The 16818-nt window shown below is 69.5% G+C and carries 24 protein-coding genes; 7 read left to right on the top strand and 17 right to left on the bottom strand.

The window, feature by feature from the left end; translation table 11 throughout:
• Window positions 1–177: 177 nt before the first annotated feature.
• Entirely contained in the window at window positions 178–333 is a 156-nt protein-coding gene (locus Q0R13_RS06695; protein WP_366852539.1) for a hypothetical protein, read from the top strand.
• Between the two features lie 298 nt (window positions 334–631).
• Window positions 632–1018, top strand: coding sequence for a VOC family protein (locus Q0R13_RS06690; RefSeq protein WP_293901337.1), 387 nt, complete (start codon window positions 632–634; stop codon window positions 1016–1018).
• On the opposite strand, the gene Q0R13_RS22605 is transcribed toward Q0R13_RS06690, so the two are convergent.
• Complete coding sequence (locus Q0R13_RS22605; protein WP_366852536.1) at window positions 1015–1290, bottom strand: helix-turn-helix domain-containing protein; 276 nt, start codon at window positions 1288–1290, stop codon at window positions 1015–1017. The genes Q0R13_RS06690 and Q0R13_RS22605 overlap by 4 nt on opposite strands.
• Before the next feature lie 115 nt (window positions 1291–1405).
• Here Q0R13_RS22605 and Q0R13_RS06685 point away from each other — a divergent pair, with 115 nt between their 5' ends.
• The 3 genes from Q0R13_RS06685 (at window position 1406) to Q0R13_RS22600 (ending at window position 3618) form a co-directional block, all read left to right on the top strand.
• Window positions 1406–1765, top strand: a complete 360-nt coding sequence (locus tag Q0R13_RS06685) for a VOC family protein (RefSeq protein WP_293901334.1) — start codon at window positions 1406–1408, stop codon at window positions 1763–1765.
• 434 nt (window positions 1766–2199) lie between these two features.
• A complete protein-coding gene (locus tag Q0R13_RS06680) occupies window positions 2200–2865 on the top strand; it encodes a PEPxxWA-CTERM sorting domain-containing protein (protein WP_293901331.1) in 666 nt (221 codons plus the stop codon).
• Window positions 2866–3084: 219 nt separating this feature from the next.
• Complete coding sequence (locus tag Q0R13_RS22600; RefSeq protein WP_366852513.1) at window positions 3085–3618, top strand: hypothetical protein; 534 nt, start codon at window positions 3085–3087, stop codon at window positions 3616–3618.
• Here Q0R13_RS22600 and Q0R13_RS06675 read toward each other — a convergent pair.
• The 4 genes from Q0R13_RS06675 to Q0R13_RS06660 all read right to left on the bottom strand — a co-directional run bounded on the left by Q0R13_RS06675 (window position 3575) and on the right by Q0R13_RS06660 (window position 7361).
• Entirely contained in the window at window positions 3575–4912 is a 1338-nt protein-coding gene (locus Q0R13_RS06675; RefSeq protein WP_293901329.1) for a C69 family dipeptidase, read from the bottom strand. The genes Q0R13_RS22600 and Q0R13_RS06675 overlap by 44 nt on opposite strands.
• 6 nt (window positions 4913–4918) lie before the next feature.
• On the bottom strand, window positions 4919–5932 hold the full coding sequence (locus tag Q0R13_RS06670; RefSeq protein ID WP_293901326.1) for a fumarylacetoacetate hydrolase family protein: 1014 nt from the start codon (window positions 5930–5932) through the stop codon (window positions 4919–4921).
• 73 nt (window positions 5933–6005) lie between these two features.
• Window positions 6006–6512: a crossover junction endodeoxyribonuclease RuvC gene (gene ruvC, locus Q0R13_RS06665; RefSeq protein ID WP_293901323.1), complete on the bottom strand. Its 507-nt coding sequence runs from the start codon at window positions 6510–6512 to the stop codon at window positions 6006–6008.
• 72 nt (window positions 6513–6584) lie between these two features.
• Entirely contained in the window at window positions 6585–7361 is a 777-nt protein-coding gene (locus Q0R13_RS06660) for a site-2 protease family protein (protein WP_293901320.1), read from the bottom strand.
• 106 nt (window positions 7362–7467) lie between these two features.
• Here Q0R13_RS06660 and Q0R13_RS06655 point away from each other — a divergent pair, with 106 nt between their 5' ends.
• A complete protein-coding gene (locus Q0R13_RS06655) occupies window positions 7468–8082 on the top strand; it encodes an adenylate/guanylate cyclase domain-containing protein (RefSeq protein WP_293901317.1) in 615 nt (204 codons plus the stop codon).
• Here Q0R13_RS06655 and Q0R13_RS06650 read toward each other — a convergent pair.
• From Q0R13_RS06650 to Q0R13_RS06610, 9 genes are all read right to left on the bottom strand, one after another.
• Window positions 8079–8555, bottom strand: a complete 477-nt coding sequence (locus Q0R13_RS06650) for a cupin domain-containing protein (protein WP_293901314.1) — start codon at window positions 8553–8555, stop codon at window positions 8079–8081. The genes Q0R13_RS06655 and Q0R13_RS06650 overlap by 4 nt on opposite strands.
• The gene (locus tag Q0R13_RS06645; RefSeq protein WP_293901311.1) at window positions 8552–9259 is read right to left on the bottom strand and encodes a peptidylprolyl isomerase; all 708 of its coding nucleotides are present in this window, start codon (window positions 9257–9259) and stop codon (window positions 8552–8554) included. The genes Q0R13_RS06650 and Q0R13_RS06645 overlap by 4 nt, the downstream gene beginning before the upstream one ends.
• A 9-nt stretch (window positions 9260–9268) precedes the next feature.
• Window positions 9269–9865 carry a hypothetical protein gene (locus Q0R13_RS06640; protein ID WP_293901308.1) on the bottom strand — a complete coding sequence of 199 codons (597 nt, stop codon included), beginning with the start codon at window positions 9863–9865 and terminating at the stop codon, window positions 9269–9271.
• Entirely contained in the window at window positions 9853–10323 is a 471-nt protein-coding gene (locus Q0R13_RS06635; RefSeq protein WP_293901306.1) for a hypothetical protein, read from the bottom strand. The genes Q0R13_RS06640 and Q0R13_RS06635 overlap by 13 nt, the downstream gene beginning before the upstream one ends.
• A 6-nt stretch (window positions 10324–10329) precedes the next feature.
• A complete protein-coding gene (locus Q0R13_RS06630) occupies window positions 10330–11010 on the bottom strand; it encodes an EcsC family protein (protein WP_293901304.1) in 681 nt (226 codons plus the stop codon).
• Window positions 11011–11072: 62 nt separating this feature from the next.
• Entirely contained in the window at window positions 11073–11222 is a 150-nt protein-coding gene (locus tag Q0R13_RS06625; protein ID WP_293901301.1) for a hypothetical protein, read from the bottom strand.
• A gap of 117 nt (window positions 11223–11339) precedes the next feature.
• Window positions 11340–11831, bottom strand: coding sequence for an SRPBCC family protein (locus Q0R13_RS06620; protein WP_293901298.1), 492 nt, complete (start codon window positions 11829–11831; stop codon window positions 11340–11342).
• Window positions 11832–11893: 62 nt separating this feature from the next.
• Window positions 11894–12091 carry a hypothetical protein gene (locus Q0R13_RS06615; protein ID WP_293901295.1) on the bottom strand — a complete coding sequence of 66 codons (198 nt, stop codon included), beginning with the start codon at window positions 12089–12091 and terminating at the stop codon, window positions 11894–11896.
• A complete protein-coding gene (locus tag Q0R13_RS06610) occupies window positions 12091–12837 on the bottom strand; it encodes a YebC/PmpR family DNA-binding transcriptional regulator (protein ID WP_293901292.1) in 747 nt (248 codons plus the stop codon). The genes Q0R13_RS06615 and Q0R13_RS06610 overlap by 1 nt, the downstream gene beginning before the upstream one ends.
• 117 nt (window positions 12838–12954) lie before the next feature.
• On the opposite strand from Q0R13_RS06610, the gene Q0R13_RS06605 reads away from it, so the two are divergent.
• On the top strand, window positions 12955–13155 hold the full coding sequence (locus Q0R13_RS06605) for a hypothetical protein (protein WP_293901290.1): 201 nt from the start codon (window positions 12955–12957) through the stop codon (window positions 13153–13155).
• A gap of 141 nt (window positions 13156–13296) precedes the next feature.
• Here Q0R13_RS06605 and Q0R13_RS06600 read toward each other — a convergent pair whose 3' ends face one another.
• The 3 genes from Q0R13_RS06600 to Q0R13_RS06590 all read right to left on the bottom strand — a co-directional run bounded on the left by Q0R13_RS06600 (window position 13297) and on the right by Q0R13_RS06590 (window position 16743).
• Window positions 13297–15018, bottom strand: a complete 1722-nt coding sequence (locus Q0R13_RS06600; protein ID WP_293901287.1) for a hypothetical protein — start codon at window positions 15016–15018, stop codon at window positions 13297–13299.
• Between the two features lie 86 nt (window positions 15019–15104).
• On the bottom strand, window positions 15105–15890 hold the full coding sequence (locus Q0R13_RS06595) for an SDR family NAD(P)-dependent oxidoreductase (protein ID WP_293901284.1): 786 nt from the start codon (window positions 15888–15890) through the stop codon (window positions 15105–15107).
• A 16-nt stretch (window positions 15891–15906) separates the two neighbouring features.
• Complete coding sequence (locus Q0R13_RS06590) at window positions 15907–16743, bottom strand: alpha/beta hydrolase (protein ID WP_293901281.1); 837 nt, start codon at window positions 16741–16743, stop codon at window positions 15907–15909.
• Window positions 16744–16818 lie beyond the last annotated feature (75 nt).

Genomic DNA, 16818 nt, shown 5'->3' with positions numbered 1-16818 from the left:
CGGCGCGGGGGGGAGCGCGAGGGGCGAATCAGGTGGGGCATGTGGAGGGTAGAGGTACCGCAGGGGGGCGGTGGGGGGAATTGGGGAGGGAGGGCTCTACGTCAGGGTGGTGGCGAGGGATGGGGCGTGGCGGCGGCTGTGAATGGCCGACTGCGACGCCTGTGCGCTGAAGAGCCAGTGCTGCCCGAAGGCGCCGGCATCCTGAAGCTGGACCGCCTGCGACTACGCGGTCCCTGCGGAGCCCGAGACGAGTTTCTCCTCGCCGCCACCGCCCAGAACCTCCGCAAACGCGCCAAGCTGATCCCGGCCCTAGCGCACCTGGCGCCCGCCTGAGCGCTAACGCCGCCGCTCGCGCTTCAGCAGGCCAACCCGCCAGCGCCCCGAACCCGGCCTTCTTCAACACAATCGACCGTTAGCGGACCCGCAGATTTGCCCTCGCCACCGAAGCTCGCGCATCGGGCGCTATAGCAATCATTGCGGTGATGGTGGTTCGGCGGCGTTGCACCTAACACTTAGGCCTGCGGCGTCGCAGCCGGACAATCAGCGTAGGACATGAACAGGATGGCAGATGTCGCTAAAGCACCTCACAGTTCTAGCGTTTTCGCTCGCGCTCATCTGTCAGGAGGCAGCCATGGCTGAGCAACCAGGGCATGTCACCGGCGTGGGCGGTGTATTCGTCAAGAGCAAGGATCCCAGGGCCCTTGCGCAGTGGTATCGCGAGGTTCTGGGCCTTGAGATCAAGCCGTGGGGCGGAGCAGCGTTGCCCTTCGATGCGCCTGGCCATCCTCCCAAGGTGTCGTGGACGGCGTTTCCGGACTCTACGGATTATATGAGCCCTTCGGCTCGGGAGTTCATGATCAACTTTGCAGTCGATGACATGGATGCGATCATCGCGCGCGTGACCGCGAAAGGCATTCCCGTTCTGAAGCGCGACGACACTGACCCGTTTGGCCGGTTCGCCTGGATTCAGGATCCCGATGGCACCAAGATCGAGCTTTGGCAGCCGAAGAAGAACTAGGTCAGGGTCTCCGGGTCTGTGGAGCGACCCCGTCGCCAGGGGGTCAAGGGTTCATACTGAGGAACGTCTGTCGCGCCGCGTCTGGTGACGCGAAGAAGGTTCCTGTCGATCAAATGTAGCACGGCATCCTGCACGCTTCGTTTCGAAAGCCCGGTCCGTTCGGCAAGCTGGGCATGGCTGAGGCGCGGCGCGCCGTCCTGGAAGGCCGCCGCCAAGACTAGGTATAAGAGGAAGGCCGATGCGCGGTGGTCGTGACCAACCAGATCTCTCATAAGGGCGTCCAAGACGTACGCGTCCATCGTGTACTGCTTGCCGCTCATTGCTATAGCAGTAGCCTCACACTGACGGCGGTGCAAATCGGGGGCCGAAGTCGTTGCGGAGACTGGAATGCTCAAAAAAGTCAACTTTGTGGGCATTCCGACGCGGGATCAGGATCGGGCGCTGACCTTCTGGACTGAGACGATGGGCTGCATCATCGCCACGGATCGTCTAATCGGGGAGAAACGCTGGATCGAACTCACCATCCCCGGCGCCCAGACCGGCCTGCTGCTGTTGACACCGGAAGGACAAGAGGATCGGGTTGGTACTTTCTTCAACGGCTCCTTCGGATGTGACGACGTGCAATACACCTATGAGAAGCTTCTTGCTCGGGGCGTTGAGTTTCTCGGAGCGCCCGAAAAAAAACCGTTCCCACACGTCTATTTCAAGGATCCCGACGGCAACACATTCTTCTTGTCGAGCCGGTAGGCGTGGTGATGACTGGTGGACCGCAACATTCTTCCTGAACAAGCGGGCGCCATTGAACTCGCGTGCGTTAGCTCAAGCTAGCCGTGGCCCGAGGCAGCACATCGCGATGCATCGCGATGCATCGCGCGACATCTGCGCGCACGGTCCCGGCTGACCCACAATGGCTGCGCCGGGTTGCTCTGCGGCGCCCTGGGCCGCAACGGCCGTGGGCCCGCCAGTAGAAGCATTTGAAGCAACTCGCGACGCTCGCCGACGCGGCATCGGCAAGTCGTTGCATGTGGTGTGCGCGAAGACATGACGATCGTTGTTCCAGTAATGTGGAAATATTATTCAAATTTCATTGCTTGTTGGTAGCCGATACGTTTTGATCGACAAATATTCATTACATGAACATCTGGTGATGAGTCGTGAATTTAGTAAATAAGGGGGTCAATATGAATCTGAACATGATCGGTTTTGCCGCATTATTCAGTGCCGCCGTGGTCGCAAGTCCTGCATCCGCCAATTTTGCGGTCGACACGGGTATGCCACTTGCAAACGATATACAGTTGTCGAAATCTCAGAGCTTGGCTGGCTACTTTACACTTGCGTCAGCCCTCGAGGTCAGCTCGGTTGAGGGTTTCATCTCGGGGCTCGATAGCGTCGGAACGATCACAATATATAGCGATGCAGCCGTCCCCGCGGCGTCAAACACTCTATTTTCAGCGAATTTTGCGATCCTGTCCTCAGCCGGCGCATGGCAAGGCGTCTTCGGTCAGAAATGGAAGCTGGCTGCTGGATCTTACTGGGTCGGATTCTCTAACTCTGGGAATGGCAACTTCATGAAAGGGTTCGCTCCAACACCTCTGCCTCAATATGCCTTCAGCACCGGAAGTAGCTGGACTCTCGACGACCCGTCGTCTGCCGCCTCGGCCATCGGCGTCCGTATTGATGGCAATCGCTATGTTGCGGCGGTGCCTGAGCCTGCAAGCTGGACAATGATGATCGCTGGGTTCGGCGCAATCGGCGGAGTCTTGCGAACTCGTCGGCGCAAGGCTGAAGTCTTTTTACTTGCCGGCGCTGCTGGTCATGGTCATTCCGAAGGCGGGCTCAGCGTCTAAGGTCTGCTTTCAGGCCTGATGACGAGGTCAGAAACGGGCGCATGGCAGACAGCCGGCATCCAACGCACGCCAAGTTTAACAGTCTCACCGTCCCACCGTCCCAGCATGCCAGCCGGAACAGCCGCCTCAAGCATGAGCCCGCAGGGCTCGTCGCCGGGCGGGGCGCCCGGTCCCTGACCCGCCTGGACCGGCTGGCTGAGGGCTGCCGTGGCGTGAAGGGTGGGGAGGGCTCCCGGAGGGAGCCTTCGCGGTCGAGGGGGTTGGCGGCGGGCGCTGTCCGGTGGCAGCGCCCCCTCCACCACTTCGTGGTTCCCCTCCCCGCGTCGCGGGGGAGGAACTGGTTGTTCGCTTGTTGTTCTATTCCTGACTGCCTCGGTGCTATCCTTGCGTCCATGCCCGAGACCCCACCCGCGCGCCATCCGCACCCTCGCGCGGCAGCCGAATCCGCCGGGGATCTATGCGTCGAAGTATGGGCGTGAGCTGGGGGCGGTGATCTGTGCGCGGTTGGCAGCGGGGGAGAGTCTGGCGTCGATCTGTCGGCGCGAGCCGCCTATGCCGACCGAGAAGACGGTGTGGAACTGGGTGCGGTCGCAACCGGAGTTCGCGCGGCTGCGGACGCAGGCGCTGGCCCAGGCGCGGACCGCGGCCGTGGCGGCGCGGGCGGCGCGGGATCGGGCGCCGCGGGGGTATGGGGGCGGGGTCTATGGGGTCAAGGCGCCAGGCTACGGCCCGACCATCTGGCCACGTGATTGAGGCGGGCCCAACTCTGGCGGTAGGGGAGGTCGCCGGTCGGGACCGCGGCCGCCGGCAGGGCTGACCGCCAGCGGGCTTCCGCTTGAGCGGCCTCGCGCCAGCATTGGGCGATGGCGGCGTCCAGGCCGGCCGGCTCCGGCGCGGAGTCCAGCGCCTGGTCCATTCGGGCCAGGAAGCGGGCCTCCAGGGCGTCGCGTTCCGGGGCGATGGCGGCCAGGGCGGGGGTGAAGTCGGCGAGCATGGCCCGGTGCAGGCGCTCGTGGCGCCACCACAGCGTGGCGTCGTCGAAGGCGTCGGTGGGCGCCGGGCTCTGCGGCGGCAGGGCGGCGCCCAGGACCACGGGCTTGAACAGGCTCGTGCAGGGCGCCGAGGTTCCGGTGACCCAATGGACCATGCGGCCCTGGCGCAGCTCGCTGACCATCGAGGCCACCGACTGGCTGCGGCGCGGTCCCTGGGCGGCGTGCATGCACAAGGTGCGGCGCGCGGTGTTGGCCGGGGTCCAGCCGGGGTCGTCGCCGTGGTCGCGCAGGATGGCCATCATGCCGGCGGGCGTCAGGGCGGGGGCGGCGCGGTCCAGCAGGGCCTGGCCCCGCGCGCAGCGGCCGCGGCCGAAGCTGACGCCGTCGCGGGCCTCGTCGATCAGATGGGCGGCGACGTCGAAGCGGCCGTCGGCGTCGATCCCGCCGGCGGCGCGGGCCTGGGCGGCGAGGCCCGGGCTGACTGCGTCATAGGCGCGGCGAATCGAATAGGCATTGGAGAGCGCCCGCTGCGTGCTGACCCGCTGGACCACCCAGTCGCGGCCGACGGTCTCCAGCACGAAGGCCTCCGCCGGGTCGGCGACGATGAAGCCGTTGTGGTAGTAGAACCGGCCCAGGTGGCCGCAGTCGCCGCCCTGGCCATGGCGCTCCAAGAGCTCGACGATCACCTGGACTGCCGCGCGCGCGGTGGCGCCGCGCTCCAGGCCCAGGCGGACCAGGTCCATGCCGGTCAGGGCGCGGCGGCGCTGGGCGGGGGTCTTGGCGTGCAGCGCTTCGTTGCCGATCACTACGCCCTGGTCGTTGGCCCCCATCTCGGCGCCCCACATCCAGAACGGGCGGCTGAGCAGGCAGGCGTGGGCGGCGGGCGCGTCCGGGATGGTGATGTAGGTGAGCTTGAGCGGGACCGGCGTGGCGTTATGCCGGGCGGGCGAGATCTCCAGCCGCTGGGCCTCGTTGCGCTCGCGGTCGCTGTTCTTGGCGAACAGCAGGCCACCGCGCGCCGTGGCGGCGGGCAGGGCCACCAGGGTGTCGCACATCGGCGGTCAGACCAGGGTCACGTGCAAGTCGCCCAGGTTCTGGATCGAGGTGACCATCCGGTCGCCGGCCTTCAGCCACACCTGCTTGTCCTTCGGATAGCCGAGGATGGTGCCCTCGCAGGTGCCGGTGAAGACGACGTCGCCGGCCTCCAGGCTGAAATGCTTCGAGCAGTAGGCGATGATCTGGGCGCAGCTGAAGATCATCAGCCGGGTGTTGGTCGACTGCCGGACCTGGCCGTTGACGGTCATCTTCATGTCGAGGTTGTTGACGTCCACCTGGTCGGCGCTGACCAGCCAGGGGCCGAACGGGCCGGAGCCGTCGACGGTCTTGCCCAGCATCCACTGGGCCGACCGGCGCTGCAGGTCGCGGGCCGAGAAGTCGTTGCCGCTGGCATAGCCGAAGACGTGGTCCAGGGCCTGGTCCTCGGGGATGTGGCGGCCGCCCTGGCCCATCACCATCACCAGTTCGGCTTCGTAGTCCCACTCGACGGCGGGTTCGCCGGTGACCCTGATCGTGCTGTCGTGGTGGTTCAGCGCGGTGTTGTACTTGTTGAACAGGATCGGCTCCTTGGGCGGCGCGGCGCCGCCCTCGGCCGCATGGGCGGCGTAGTTCAGCCCGACGCAGATGATCTTCGGCGGGGTGTCGAGGATGTTGCCGAACCGCACCTTGTGCTCGGCGATCAGGTGGCGGGCGGGGGCCTTGGCGGCGGCGTCGGCCAGCAGCGCGCCCAGGGCCCGGAGGTCGCCGTGGCCATCGATCAGGGCGGCGACGGTGACGGGCAGGCCCTGCTTCAGGTCGCGCTCGGCGCCGGCCACGTCCAGCACACCGCGCACGGTGCGCACGCCCAGGCCGGGGCCAGCGGCGGTGACGAGGGTGGTGACGGTGAGGCCCTTCAGGCGGGGCTGCGCCGTCCGGGGCCGGGGCGCAGCGCGCGGCTTGGCCTTGGCCGCGCCGGCGACCAGGGTCGCGCCGACGCCTAACGCGCCCATGCCGATCACCTGCCTACGATCCTGCGCCATGGTCCCGCCGCTCCCGCCGCTGCTGTCGGGCACGATGCACCGTCGTGGCGCCCGCGCAAAGGCGGCTCAGCCCTCAGGCGACCCGCCGCGCCGTACGGGCGTGGGCGTGGGCGATGGCGACGGCCAGGGCGTCGGCGGCGTCGGCGGCGGTCTTGCCGGCGGTGGGCAGCAGGCGGGCGATCATCCAGCCGACCTGGGCCTTGTCGGCGCCGCCGGTGCCGACCACGGCCTTCTTGACCACGGTGGCGGCGTATTCGGCGACCAGCAGGCCGGCGCGGGCGGGCACGATGATCGCCATGGCCCGCGCGTGGCCCAGCTTCAGGGCCGACTGGGCGTTGTTGTTCATGAAGGTTTCTTCGACCGCCGCCTCGTGCGGGCCGTGTTCGGCGATCACCGCCTCGATGCCGGCGAACAGACAGAGCAGGCGCTCGGCGAAGGGCAGGGTGTCCCTGGGCGCGATCACCCCATGGGCGACATGGCTGATCCGCGCGCCCTCGCAGGCGATCACGCCCCAGCCGGTGCGGCGCAGGCCGGGGTCGAGGCCCAGAATCCTCACGGGGATGCGAATCGAAGCGTTCATCGTCTGTTCCGGCAGAATGCCGCAACCACGGAGCGGGGGGAATGGTGAAGAGAGGATGAAGGTCGGCGCGCCTCAGCGCCAGAAGTGGAAGTCCTCCCAGCCGGCCTGCATGGCCTCGCGCGGCACGCCCAGGGCGGCGGCGAGCTGCAGCGCCAGGCCGAACAGCGCGCCGCTGAAGCCCGGGACCAGGAACAGGGCGGCCAGCAGCAGCAGCATCCCCAGGCCCTCGAAGCGGTGGATGGTCGGCGCCCAGGCGCGCGGCAGGAAGGGCCGGATCGCGCCGAACCCGTCGAGGCCGGGCAGCGGCAGCAGGTTGAGGATCAGGGCCGTGGCCTGCAGGAAGGCCAGCATCGCCAGGCCGTCGAACAGCATGTCGGGGAAGGCGACCCGCGACCACAGGTTCAGGACGTAGGCCAGGACCAGCAGCGCCACGAAGGTCGCCGCCGGCCCGGCCAGCGAGGCCGCCGCGCGCCAGCCGGGGCCGCGCATCAGGTCGTTGCGCAGGAACACCGCCCCGCCGGGAAAGCCGATGCCGCCCAGGGCCAGCGCGATCAACGGGATCACCAGGCTGGTCCCCAGGTCGCCATAGCGCCGCGGGTCGAAGGCCAGGTAGCCCTTGTCGCGCACAGTGGTGTCGCCGCCGAGGTAGGCGGTGAACGCATGGGCGAACTCGTGCGCCATCACCGCCAGCATCCAGCCGGCCATGATGAAGGCGAAGGTCAGCGGGGTCCTGGCCGGCGGCGCCAGGCGAAGCGCCGCGCCGGTGGCGACGAAGGCGGCGAGCAGGGCCAGGCCGACGAGGTTGTTGGGCGGCTTGGGCGGGGCGACGGGGACGGCGGGGGCGGTCATGGCGCGCTGGTATCCGTCGCGGGCGCGCCCGGAGCAAGCGCCCGGTCCTTGACTTGGCCAGCCCCGCAGGCTCGCATCTGCGGTGAGATCAAGGGTGGGGCTGCGCATGAACGACGGTCGATCCGACGCTCCCAACGCCCGCGCGCGCCTCGACGCCCTGCTGTCCCGGATCATCGAGGAGCCTGAGCGGCGGCTCGAGATCACCGCGGAGATCGAGCGGATCTTCACCCAGCGCCGCGCGGTGCTGGTGCTGGACATGAGCGGCTTCTCGCGGACCACCCAGGTGCATGGGGTGGTCGCCTTCCTGATGATGATCCACCAGATGCGGCTGCTGGCCGTGCCGACGGTGGCGGCCTGTGACGGGGTGTTGCTGAAGGCGGAGGCCGACAACCTCTACTGCCTGTTCGACACGGTGGACGACGCGGTCTGCGCGGCGCGCGAGATCATCCGCCAGCTGACCACGGTGAACGTGCTGCTGCCGGCCGGGCGCAGGCTCTACGCCTCGATCGGCATCGGCTATGGCGACATCCTGGTGCTGGAGGGCCACGACCTGTTCGGCGACGAGGTGAACCTGACCTCCAAGCTGGGCGAGGATATCGCCCAGGGCGGCATGGTGCTGCTGACCGACGCGGCGCGGGCCGAGCTGGACCCGGCGATAACCACCATCGAGGAGCGCGCCAGCATCTCAGGCCTGACGCTGGTCTATCACGCGGTGAGCTAGCTGCGGTGGATGGGGTCGATCCAGGCGACGCCCTCGGGCTTCTCGGCCGGCTCGATCTCCAGGTTCACCACCACCGCGTCGCTGTCGCTGCGGACCAGGACGCAGGACAGCACCTCGTCGGTGGAGGCGTTGATCTCCTGGTGCGGCACGAACGGCGGGACGTAGATGAAGTCGCCCGGCCCGGCCTCGGCGACGAACTCCAGTTTGTCGCCCCAGCGCATGCGGGCGCGGCCGGAGACGATGTAGATCACGCTCTCCAGCGGACCGTGGTGGTGCGGGCCGGTCTTGGCGTTGGCGTGGATGTGGACGGTCCCTGCCCAGAGCTTCTGGGCTCCAGTTCTGGCCCGGTCGATGGCGACGGCGCGGTCCATGCCGGGGGTGGTGGCGGTGGCCGGGTCCAGCTTGTCGCCGGGGATGACCTGGACGCCGGAGTGTTTCCAGCCGTCGTCGGGGGTTTCGAGGGCGTCGGTCATGGCGTCACTGTCGGTCCGGCTGCAGGGGCGGGTGGAGGCGCCGGGGCCGGTGCGGCGACCACGCGGCTGACCTTGGTGATGCGCACCGGCTGTTTCAGGATCTCGCCCTTCATGGCGCCCTCGCCCTTGGCGGGGTCGGTGGGCATGACGATGATCTTCTGGACGACGTCCAGCCCCTCCACCACCTCGCCGAAGGCGGCGAAGCCGGGGTTGGTCTTGGGGTCCTTGGGATCGGCATCCAGGTAGCTCATGTCGCCCAGGGTGATAGACCAGTCGGCCTGGGCCGTGCCCGGCGCGTGGCGGCCCATGGAGATCGTGCCGTTGGTCTTGTGCGTCAGGCCGGTCTTGATCGTCGATTCGTGGGCGATCGGCGGCAGCACCTTCTTGGGATCGTTCTGCAGGCCGCCCTGGATCAGGCCGTAGTCGGCGGCCGTGTAGCCGGGCGGCCGCGACGCCCGGTAGAAGGTCGCGCCGTTGAACAGCCCCCGGTCCACATACTTCAGATAGTTGGCCACGGTGATCGGCGCCTTGTCGGCGAAGAGCTCAACGACGATGGACCCCTGCGGGGTGTCGATCTTGACCCGCGGGTTTGGCTTTGCGGTGGGCCCCGGCGGCGCCGCGGCGGATGGCGCGGGCGGCGTCTGGGCCTGGGCGACGGAAACGGCGAGGGCGGCGGCGAGGCCAAGCAGGGTGCGGCGGAGCATATCGCGAGACTAGACCGGCGGGAGCCTCGAACGCCAGTCGGGGTCTCGGTCCTGCGTGATCCCCAGCAGCTGCAGGAAGCTGACCGCGCCGAACGTCGTCCCGCCCACCGGCCGGCGGGCCTCGACATAGAGCGGCACGATCGTCCAGGCGGGCGGGAAGGCCTTCAGCTCGCGGTTGGGCAGGGCGGAGAGGTGCGGGCAGCGCTGCAGCGAGGCCTGGGCGCAGCGGAAATGCAGCGGCGCGATGGCCCCGCAGTCCAGCAGCACCCGGTCGTCGGCCAGGTCGGCGGGCAGGGCCTTGCCGAACCCGCGGGCCCGCAGGCCGCCGGCGGCGACGAAGGCGCCGGTCTGGCTCCAGCGGTCGCCGTCCGGGGTGGCCTCGCCGCACATCGGGCACAGCAGGGCGCGCACCGTATCGCGCTGGCGGCGCAGGTGGTTGCGCGAATAGAGCGGCTTGCCGACGCCGGGCTTCCACAGCTGCAGCGCCGCCATCTGGCCGTCCACAGTCGGGCAGGGGCCGACGCCGCCCTGGCGCTCCTGTGACCAGCTGGTCACCCAGGGGACGTCGACGCCGACCTTGAGGCGGGAGGGGATTACCGGGGGCATCGGTAGAAGGTGTCGGTCTGGCCGCGGGAGCGCAAGCCGCCGGGCGCGACGACCAGGGTCTGGGTTCGGGTGGCGCAGAGCCGGCGGGTCCTACCGGCGCGCTCCACGGTAGACGCCTCGCGGGACGTGACGCGGGCCGAGGCGCCGTCGGCGGCGATCTCGACGCGCAGCACCTCGCCGGCCTCGTGGGCCTTGCCCTGGGTCAATGCGCGACGGGCCTGGGCGCGGGCCTGGATGAGCGTGCTGGTCCCGTAGGGCACGGGCGGCTTGTCGCCGACATAGGCCTGGTCGGTGAAGCGGGCGTCCGGCGTGAAGCCGGCGAAGTAGCGGCCCAGGTCCCCGGCGTTCCAGGCCTGCTCCTGGTGGGCGACGAAGGCGCGGGCGGCGGGGTCGGTGATCGTCGGCGCGGCGCTGGCCGGGGCGGCCAGGAACGCGATGAGGAAGAGGAGACGGCGCATGCTTCCCTAACGCGCCAGCCAGCGCATTCGGTAGCCGTTCATGGCGGTTTCGCCCAGGCGCTCGACCAGCCGCCAGTTGACCACGGCGCCGATAGGCGCGCCGACCACCGGGATCATCTGGGCCAGCTTCGGCAGGTCGATGTAGTCGCGGTACTGCTGCTGGAAGGCGCGCCAGTCGAAGTGATCGTAGTCGGTGGGGTGCGTGCGGCCGTCCCAGCCCTCGACGCCGGCGAAGATCGCCGCGCGGTGGTCGGGGCCGGAGAAGGCCAGCTGGAACAGGGCGAGGATGTAGAGCCGTTCGTCGAAGCGGTCAGCTTCGTGGCCATAGATGGCGCTGAGATCGACCAGCAGCTTGAACTTCAGCACCAGCAGGGCCGGGAAGTCGGCGACCCCCAGCCAGAAGCCGCCGGCCCCCGTGACCCCGCCCTCGACAGCCGCGGTCTTGCGGTAGCCGTCGATGGCGGCCAGGGCGCGGCGGTCGCGCTCGGCCAGGGACGCGCCGATCAGCGGCGGGCCGGTGGTCAGGTCGGCGCCGGTCAGGATGGTGCGGGTCATGCCCTCCATCACCCGGGTGACGGCGTTGTGCACGGCCTCGGGGATCAGGCGGTTGATGCGGCCCTGCAGCCCCTGGGCGGCGCGGTCGAGGGCGCCGGCAGGCTTCAGAACGCCCAGGCCCCAATGGGCCACCTCGGCGCGGGCCCAGGCCTCGTAGGCCGCTTCGGTGGCGACCGCGGGCGGGGTGGCGCGGGCTATCGGGCCAGCACCATCTGCAGGATCCAGGCCCCCAGCGCGGTCAGCCCCGAGCCGGTCAGGATCCCCCGCACAAAGGCGCCGTTGCGCTCCCACCAGACCCGGCGTGCGCGCATCCGCTGGGCGCGATCGACCTTACGTCTCTGCATGACGCGTCCTGTCCCCCGATATGCGCGGTGTTCTTAGCCTGCCCGGCGCCGCTACGGAACCTCGACCGGAGACCTTCCTCTCCCGCCTGCGACGGGAAAGGAAGCGCCGCGGCGCGCCTACTTCGCTTCGGCGATGCCCTTCATGGTCGCCAGGACCACGGTGAACTGCTTGGCGCGGCGGTCCTTGTCAGCGGCCTTGGCCTCGGGGGTCGCCAGCGGCTCGGCGTCGTAGACCAGGGTGTAGAGCAGCTTGGAGTGGCCCTTGTCGATCGGGCGGATTTCCACCGTGCCGTGGTAGTCGATCGGCGATTTCGGCTGCGAGTAGCTGTAGGACCACGCCGTCCTGGCGACCAGCAGTTCGCTGATGCGGCCGGCGATCAGGCGCACGGCGCCGACCTGGTTGTCGGTGCCGGAGGTGATCGTGCAGGTGGTCTTCATCCAGGCGCCGATGTCGCAGTAGCCGGAGATCTTCGGCCAGGCCACGTCGGCAGGCTTGTCGAGCGTGGTCTCCAGGGCCACCGAGACGAAGTCGGCGGCCTGGGCGGCGCCGGCGGTCAGCGCCAGGGCGGCGGCGGCGGCGGCGGCGGCGAGTCTGATGGTGCTCTGCAAGGCGGTTCCCCTATGTCCCGTTTGCGCGACCATAGCGGGGCGGACGTGGCGGCGCCTATGGCTCAATGCAGGAAGCGCGGGACCACATAGAGGGCGGCCACCACCACGATCACCAGGATCAGGATCGCGCCGGCGCGCGGGTTGGAGCCGAGGAACGAGGCGCCCGGCGGCTTGGGCGCGGGCTTGCGTCTGGCCTGCTCGCGAGCCTTCTTGTAGCTGGCGAGGTCGGTGACGCGGGGGTCCTGGGGGGGCTTGGCCATCAGCCCGCCAGCTTCTCCAGGTCCTCGGCCGAGATGTCGGCGTTGGAATAGACGTGCTGCACGTCTTCCTCGTCCTCGAGCGCCTCCAGCATCTTCACCAGGGTGGCCACGGCGTCGCCGGCGACGGGGTTCAGCACCTGGGGTTTCCAGACGATGTTGGTGGACCTGGCGGGACCCAGCGCGGCCTCCAGCGCGGTCGCCACGTCGGAGAGCAGTTCGAAGGCGGCGTAGATGGTGTGGCCGTCCTCGTCGGACTCCACGTCGTCGGCCCCGGCCTCGATGGCCGCCTCCATGACCTTGTCCTCGGACCCGGCGGCAGGGGCGTAGCGGATCTCGCCCACCCGATCCCACATGAACGAGACCGAGCCCGATTCGCCCAGGTTGCCGCCGTTCTTGGTGAAGATCGAGCGGACGTTGGCGGCGGCGCGGTTGCGGTTGTCGGTCAGGGCCTCGACGATCACCCCCACCCCGCCCGGGCCGAAGCCCTCGTAGCGGATCTGCTCATAGCTTTCGGCCTCGCCGCCGGAGGCCTTCTTGATCGCGCGGTCGATGACGTCCTTGGGCAGGGACTCGCCCTTGGCGTTGTTCACCGCCAGCCGCAGCCGCGCGTTCATGGCGGGATCGGGCAGGCCCTGCTTGGCCGCCACGGTGATCTCGCGGGAGAGCTTGGAGAACAGCTTGGAGCGCGCGGAGTCCGCGCGGCCCTTGCGGTGCATGATGTTCTTGAACTTTGAGTGTCCGGCCATGGTCTCTTGCGGTCGAGGCGTCGTGGAAACTGGGTCGTCGCTTCTAACCGGCCAGGCGGGCCGGCGGAACCCCCGAGGTCGGCGGGGGTTAGCTCAGCCGTAGGCCGGAGCCCGCCCATGTCGACCGAAGACTTCACCCCCGACGAGATCGAGATACCCGAAACGCGTGGCGAACTGGTCCAGTGGATGGGACGCGGGCCCTTGCGGATCGGCCCGGCGGACGTCTCCGCGAAGGCGGTGGCCGCGTTCGTGCTGGGCGTGGCGGCGGCGGTGGCCGTCCTGGCCGCGCATCGCTGGCGGCGAGGGCCGCGGCGCTGACCTCATCCCTCCTCTTCAGGGGAGGGACAGACTGCGAAGCCGTCAGGGTGGGGAACTCATGGCCAGGCTCAGAGCCTGGTCGCGAGATCCCCAGCCCGCTCGCCTTCGGCGAGTCGGCCCTCCCCTGAAGAGGAGGGATGTCTACAGGCCGCCGATCTTCTTGCCGCAGGCCGCACGCGCCGCCTCGGACATGCCGGGCGTCAGCTGCAGGGCGCGGGTCTGGGTGTCGACGTCGCCATAGGGCCAGTAGGCGATGGTCCTGGGCCTGGCCTTGACGCCGCGCCTCGCCGGCGGTCGCACCGTGAGTTCGATCTGCCGGGTCATGTCGCCGGCCTTGTAGGTCCACGCGTCGAGGACCATCCCGTCGCGCAGGCCGCTATTCCAGGCGGGGCCGCGGCGCTTCACGCCTTTCAGGACCTTGGTCGTGAAGGAGGCGTCCGCGTCGAACCCGGCGTCGAAGCCCGGCGAGATCGTCACGCGGGCCTGCAGGCAGCCGTCGAACATCTCGTCCGGCAACGGGACCACGGCCCCATCGTCGGCGTATTTGGCGATGTCGGGCCGGATGTCGAGGGCGGCGGTCACCCAGACGGCGGAGACCAGCCCGGTAACCACGTCGGGCCCCTGCCCGGCCGGGAACTGCTGGTAGTGGTCGCGCATGCGCAGGATGGCGGTGTTGAGGTCGGCCTTGCCGCCGGTCTTCCTGCGGATCTCCTCGTCCCACTTCAGCGCCAGCAACTGGCCGCGCTGGTAGGGCAGCTGCTCGACGTTGGGGTCGTTCCAGAATTCGATGACGATGCGGGCGGCCGGCGCGGTGCGCGCCGGGCTGGCGTCATAGGCCCGCATCGACTTGTCCATTCGCGCCACCGCCTCGGCCGCGCCGATCAGGCCGGCGCGCAGTTCGGTGCGGGTGGTGAAGAAGTCGGTGAAGCCCTCGCTGAACCAGTACACGGCCGGCTCGGCGGTCTCCGGCATGCGGCCGGTGCGCTCGGGAATCCAGGTGTGGGTGTGCTCGTGGCCGATCGTGAACTCCAGCGCGTCGGCGCCGTTCGGCGTGGCGTAGAGCACGAAGCCGTCGCCGCGGCCGGTCCCGCCTGTCGAACTGCCATGCGGCTTGGCGGTGAGCGGGATCAGCGCCACGAAATAGGGTTCGCGCAGGTCGTTCCAGAACGCCCGCTCGGCGCTGACGATGCGGGCGACCTGGTCGGCCAGCGGGCCGGGCTGGAACGGGCCATCCGCCAGGGTGGCGAAGCGCAGGACGCCGCCCGGGATCGGGCGTTCCTCGACCGCCAGCCGGGCGCCGCCCATGGCGATCGACTCGTCGATGTCCTTCGTCGACATCGGCCGGCCCATCGCGCCGTGCTCGAGATCCGAGGCGACGCGCCAGCCCTTCGGCAACTTGCCCCAGGCGAAGGTGGCGGGCTCGCTCTCGCGGCCCTCGGGGATCGCGAAGACGAAATTTCCAAGCACCGCGAACCACTCGGGCCGGATCAGCGGGCCGCGATAGGTGTTGCCCGCCTCGCCCGGCGGGTCCTCAGGGTAGGCGGTCCGGACCTGGTAGCGGATGACCAGCTTCGCCCCCGGCCTGTGGCGCAGGAGGCGGTGGGCCGGATCGGGAGCGGTGACGCTCGCGCCCCTGACGCTGAGCGCCGACAGATAGCGCCAGCCCTCAGTCCCATCCCCGAAGTGGTCCGGCAGGTCCAGGCGGGTCTCGCCGTCGGCGTCGCCGCGCAGGCGGATCTCGACCGTCAGCAGCGGCGGGCCCGACGTCTGCGGCGCGACGCCCAGGCTGTAGTCGACGCTGGGCGCCGGCTTGGCGGCCAGCAGCAGCACGGCGGCGGCGGCGATGAGGAGGGCGCGGAACATCGGTCCCTTATGCGGCTATCGGGCGGGGTCGCAGTCGAAGCGGTCGATCTGGCCGTTTTGAAGGCGGCCGTGACCGACCGGCCGGATCATCGCTTGCGGCGCACGACGGGGTGGGAGGTCGACAGGCCGCCGTCTACCGCGATCGTCTGGCCGTTGACGTAGGAAGCGTCGTCGGAGGCCAGGAACAGGCCGGCGCGGGCGATCTCCTCCGGCTGGCCGTAACGGGTGGTGGGGTTGAGCTGGCCGATCCGGTCCTCGTTGCCGCGGGCCCGGGCGCCGTCGAAGATCGGCTTGGTCATGCCGGTCTCGATCAGGCCGGGCGCGATGGCGTTGATCCGCACCCCGGTGCCATAGAGCTCGTTGCAGGCGGTCTTCACCAGGCTGATTACCCCGGCCTTGGACGCCGAATAGGCCGGGCCGCCGGCGCCGGAGCGGATGCCGGCCACCGAGGCGGTGCAGATGATCGCGCCCTTGCCCCTGGCGACCATCACCGCCGAGGCGTGCTTCACCGCCAGGAACGGGCCGATCAGGTTCACCCGCAGGATCTCGGTCCAGTACTCGGCCGTCTGCTCCTCCAGGGGGACGAAACCGCCGGAGATGCCGGCGTTGGCCCAGAAGATGTCGAGGCCGCCGAACTCCGACTGGGCGCGGGCGACCAGGGATGTGACGAAAGCCTCGTCGCCGGCGTCGCCCTTCAGCGCCACGGCCTTGCCGCCGGCGGATGTCACGGCCTCGGCGGTCTCGTCGACGGCGTCGGCCTTGTCGGCGAGGACCAGGCTGGCCCCCTCGGCGGCGAAGATCTTCGCCGCCGCCCGGCCGATGCCGCTGGCCGCGCCGGTAATGACGGCCGTGCGGCCTGAAAGACGTCCCATGGTGTTGTCCTTAAGATCAGGCGGCGGTCTTGGCGCGGGCCGCCGCCGCGCAGATGGCGTCGAGGAAGATGTCGTGCAGGGCCGGCGGCAGGTCGTGGCCCATGCCGGGGATGATCCGCAGCTCCGCGCCCGGGATGGCCGCCGCGGTGGCCTCGCCGCCCAGGGGCTGGACCAGCGGGTCGTCCGCGCCGTGCAGGACGACGGTCGGCACGTCGAGCTGCTTGAGCGCGGCCACGCGGTCGCCGTCGGCGCCGATCGCCCGGCGCTGGCGCGCGGCCCCCGGCGGGTTGAAGGCGCGGCGGTATTCGGCTTCGACGCGGGCGGTGAGCTCGGCCTCGTCCCAGGGATAGGCCGGGCTGCCGATGGTCCGCGCGTTCTGGACTCCGTGGGCGACATAGGCGGCGAAGTCGGCCTTGGGGTCCGGCGGCGGCACGTCGAGCACGGCCATGGCCTGCGGCGTCGATTTCAGCGTGGCCGGCCCCGGCGCCGACATGATCGAGGTCAGCGACAGCACCCGGTCCGGATGGTCGATGGCCATCCGCTGGACGATCATCCCGCCCATGGAGACCCCGGCGATGTGGGCGCCCGCAACCCCGGCGGCGTCCAGCACCGCCATGGCGTCGTTGCCCATGTCGGCCAGGACGTAGTCGTCCGCGGGCCAGGTGGAGAGGCCGGTGTCGCGGTTGTCCATACGGATCACGCGGTAGCCCCGGGCCACCAGCTTCGCGCAGAACGCCTCGGGCCAGCGGGTCATCTGCGACCCCAGGCCGTTGACCAGCAGGACGGTCTCCGGACGGTCGTTTCCGAAGGTCTGGTATTCGATTTCGACGGCGCCGTTACGGGCTTTGGGCATCGATCTTCTCCTCCGGTCGGTCCCCTGTGGGTTGCAGGCTTGACCCTGCGACGATCTCTACGCGTGAATCGGCTG

This window comes from Phenylobacterium sp., assembly GCF_025351295.1.
Lineage (GTDB): Bacteria > Pseudomonadota > Alphaproteobacteria > Caulobacterales > Caulobacteraceae > Phenylobacterium.
Note: the sequence above shows the minus strand (reverse complement) of the source record. Positions and strands in the feature narration are given on the sequence as shown.

Bases quoted from the DNA above. Each gene is read 5' to 3' on its own strand.
- ruvC (WP_293901323.1), bottom strand. From the start codon at position 6,512: ATGAACGCTTCGATTCGCATCCCCGTGAGGATTCTGGGCCTCGACCCC.
- Q0R13_RS06660 (WP_293901320.1), bottom strand. From the start codon at position 7,361: ATGACCGCCCCCGCCGTCCCCGTCGCCCCGCCCAAGCCGCCCAACAAC.
- Q0R13_RS06685 (WP_293901334.1), top strand. From the start codon at position 1,406: ATGCTCAAAAAAGTCAACTTTGTGGGCATTCCGACGCGGGATCAGGAT.
- Q0R13_RS06650 (WP_293901314.1), bottom strand. From the start codon at position 8,555: ATGACCGACGCCCTCGAAACCCCCGACGACGGCTGGAAACACTCCGGC.
- Q0R13_RS06615 (WP_293901295.1), bottom strand. From the start codon at position 12,091: ATGGCCAAGCCCCCCCAGGACCCCCGCGTCACCGACCTCGCCAGCTAC.
- Q0R13_RS06600 (WP_293901287.1), bottom strand. From the start codon at position 15,018: ATGTTCCGCGCCCTCCTCATCGCCGCCGCCGCCGTGCTGCTGCTGGCC.
- Q0R13_RS06595 (WP_293901284.1), bottom strand. From the start codon at position 15,890: ATGGGACGTCTTTCAGGCCGCACGGCCGTCATTACCGGCGCGGCCAGC.
- Q0R13_RS06655 (WP_293901317.1), top strand. From the start codon at position 7,468: ATGAACGACGGTCGATCCGACGCTCCCAACGCCCGCGCGCGCCTCGAC.
- Q0R13_RS06640 (WP_293901308.1), bottom strand. From the start codon at position 9,865: ATGCCCCCGGTAATCCCCTCCCGCCTCAAGGTCGGCGTCGACGTCCCC.
- Q0R13_RS22605 (WP_366852536.1), bottom strand. From the start codon at position 1,290: ATGAGAGATCTGGTTGGTCACGACCACCGCGCATCGGCCTTCCTCTTA.
- Q0R13_RS06605 (WP_293901290.1), top strand. From the start codon at position 12,955: ATGTCGACCGAAGACTTCACCCCCGACGAGATCGAGATACCCGAAACG.
- Q0R13_RS06610 (WP_293901292.1), bottom strand. From the start codon at position 12,837: ATGGCCGGACACTCAAAGTTCAAGAACATCATGCACCGCAAGGGCCGC.
- Q0R13_RS06645 (WP_293901311.1), bottom strand. From the start codon at position 9,259: ATGCTCCGCCGCACCCTGCTTGGCCTCGCCGCCGCCCTCGCCGTTTCC.
- Q0R13_RS06625 (WP_293901301.1), bottom strand. From the start codon at position 11,222: ATGCAGAGACGTAAGGTCGATCGCGCCCAGCGGATGCGCGCACGCCGG.
- Q0R13_RS06690 (WP_293901337.1), top strand. From the start codon at position 632: ATGGCTGAGCAACCAGGGCATGTCACCGGCGTGGGCGGTGTATTCGTC.
- Q0R13_RS06590 (WP_293901281.1), bottom strand. From the start codon at position 16,743: ATGCCCAAAGCCCGTAACGGCGCCGTCGAAATCGAATACCAGACCTTC.
- Q0R13_RS06675 (WP_293901329.1), bottom strand. From the start codon at position 4,912: ATGTGCGACACCCTGGTGGCCCTGCCCGCCGCCACGGCGCGCGGTGGC.
- Q0R13_RS06635 (WP_293901306.1), bottom strand. From the start codon at position 10,323: ATGCGCCGTCTCCTCTTCCTCATCGCGTTCCTGGCCGCCCCGGCCAGC.
- Q0R13_RS06670 (WP_293901326.1), bottom strand. From the start codon at position 5,932: ATGGCGCAGGATCGTAGGCAGGTGATCGGCATGGGCGCGTTAGGCGTC.
- Q0R13_RS06680 (WP_293901331.1), top strand. From the start codon at position 2,200: ATGAATCTGAACATGATCGGTTTTGCCGCATTATTCAGTGCCGCCGTG.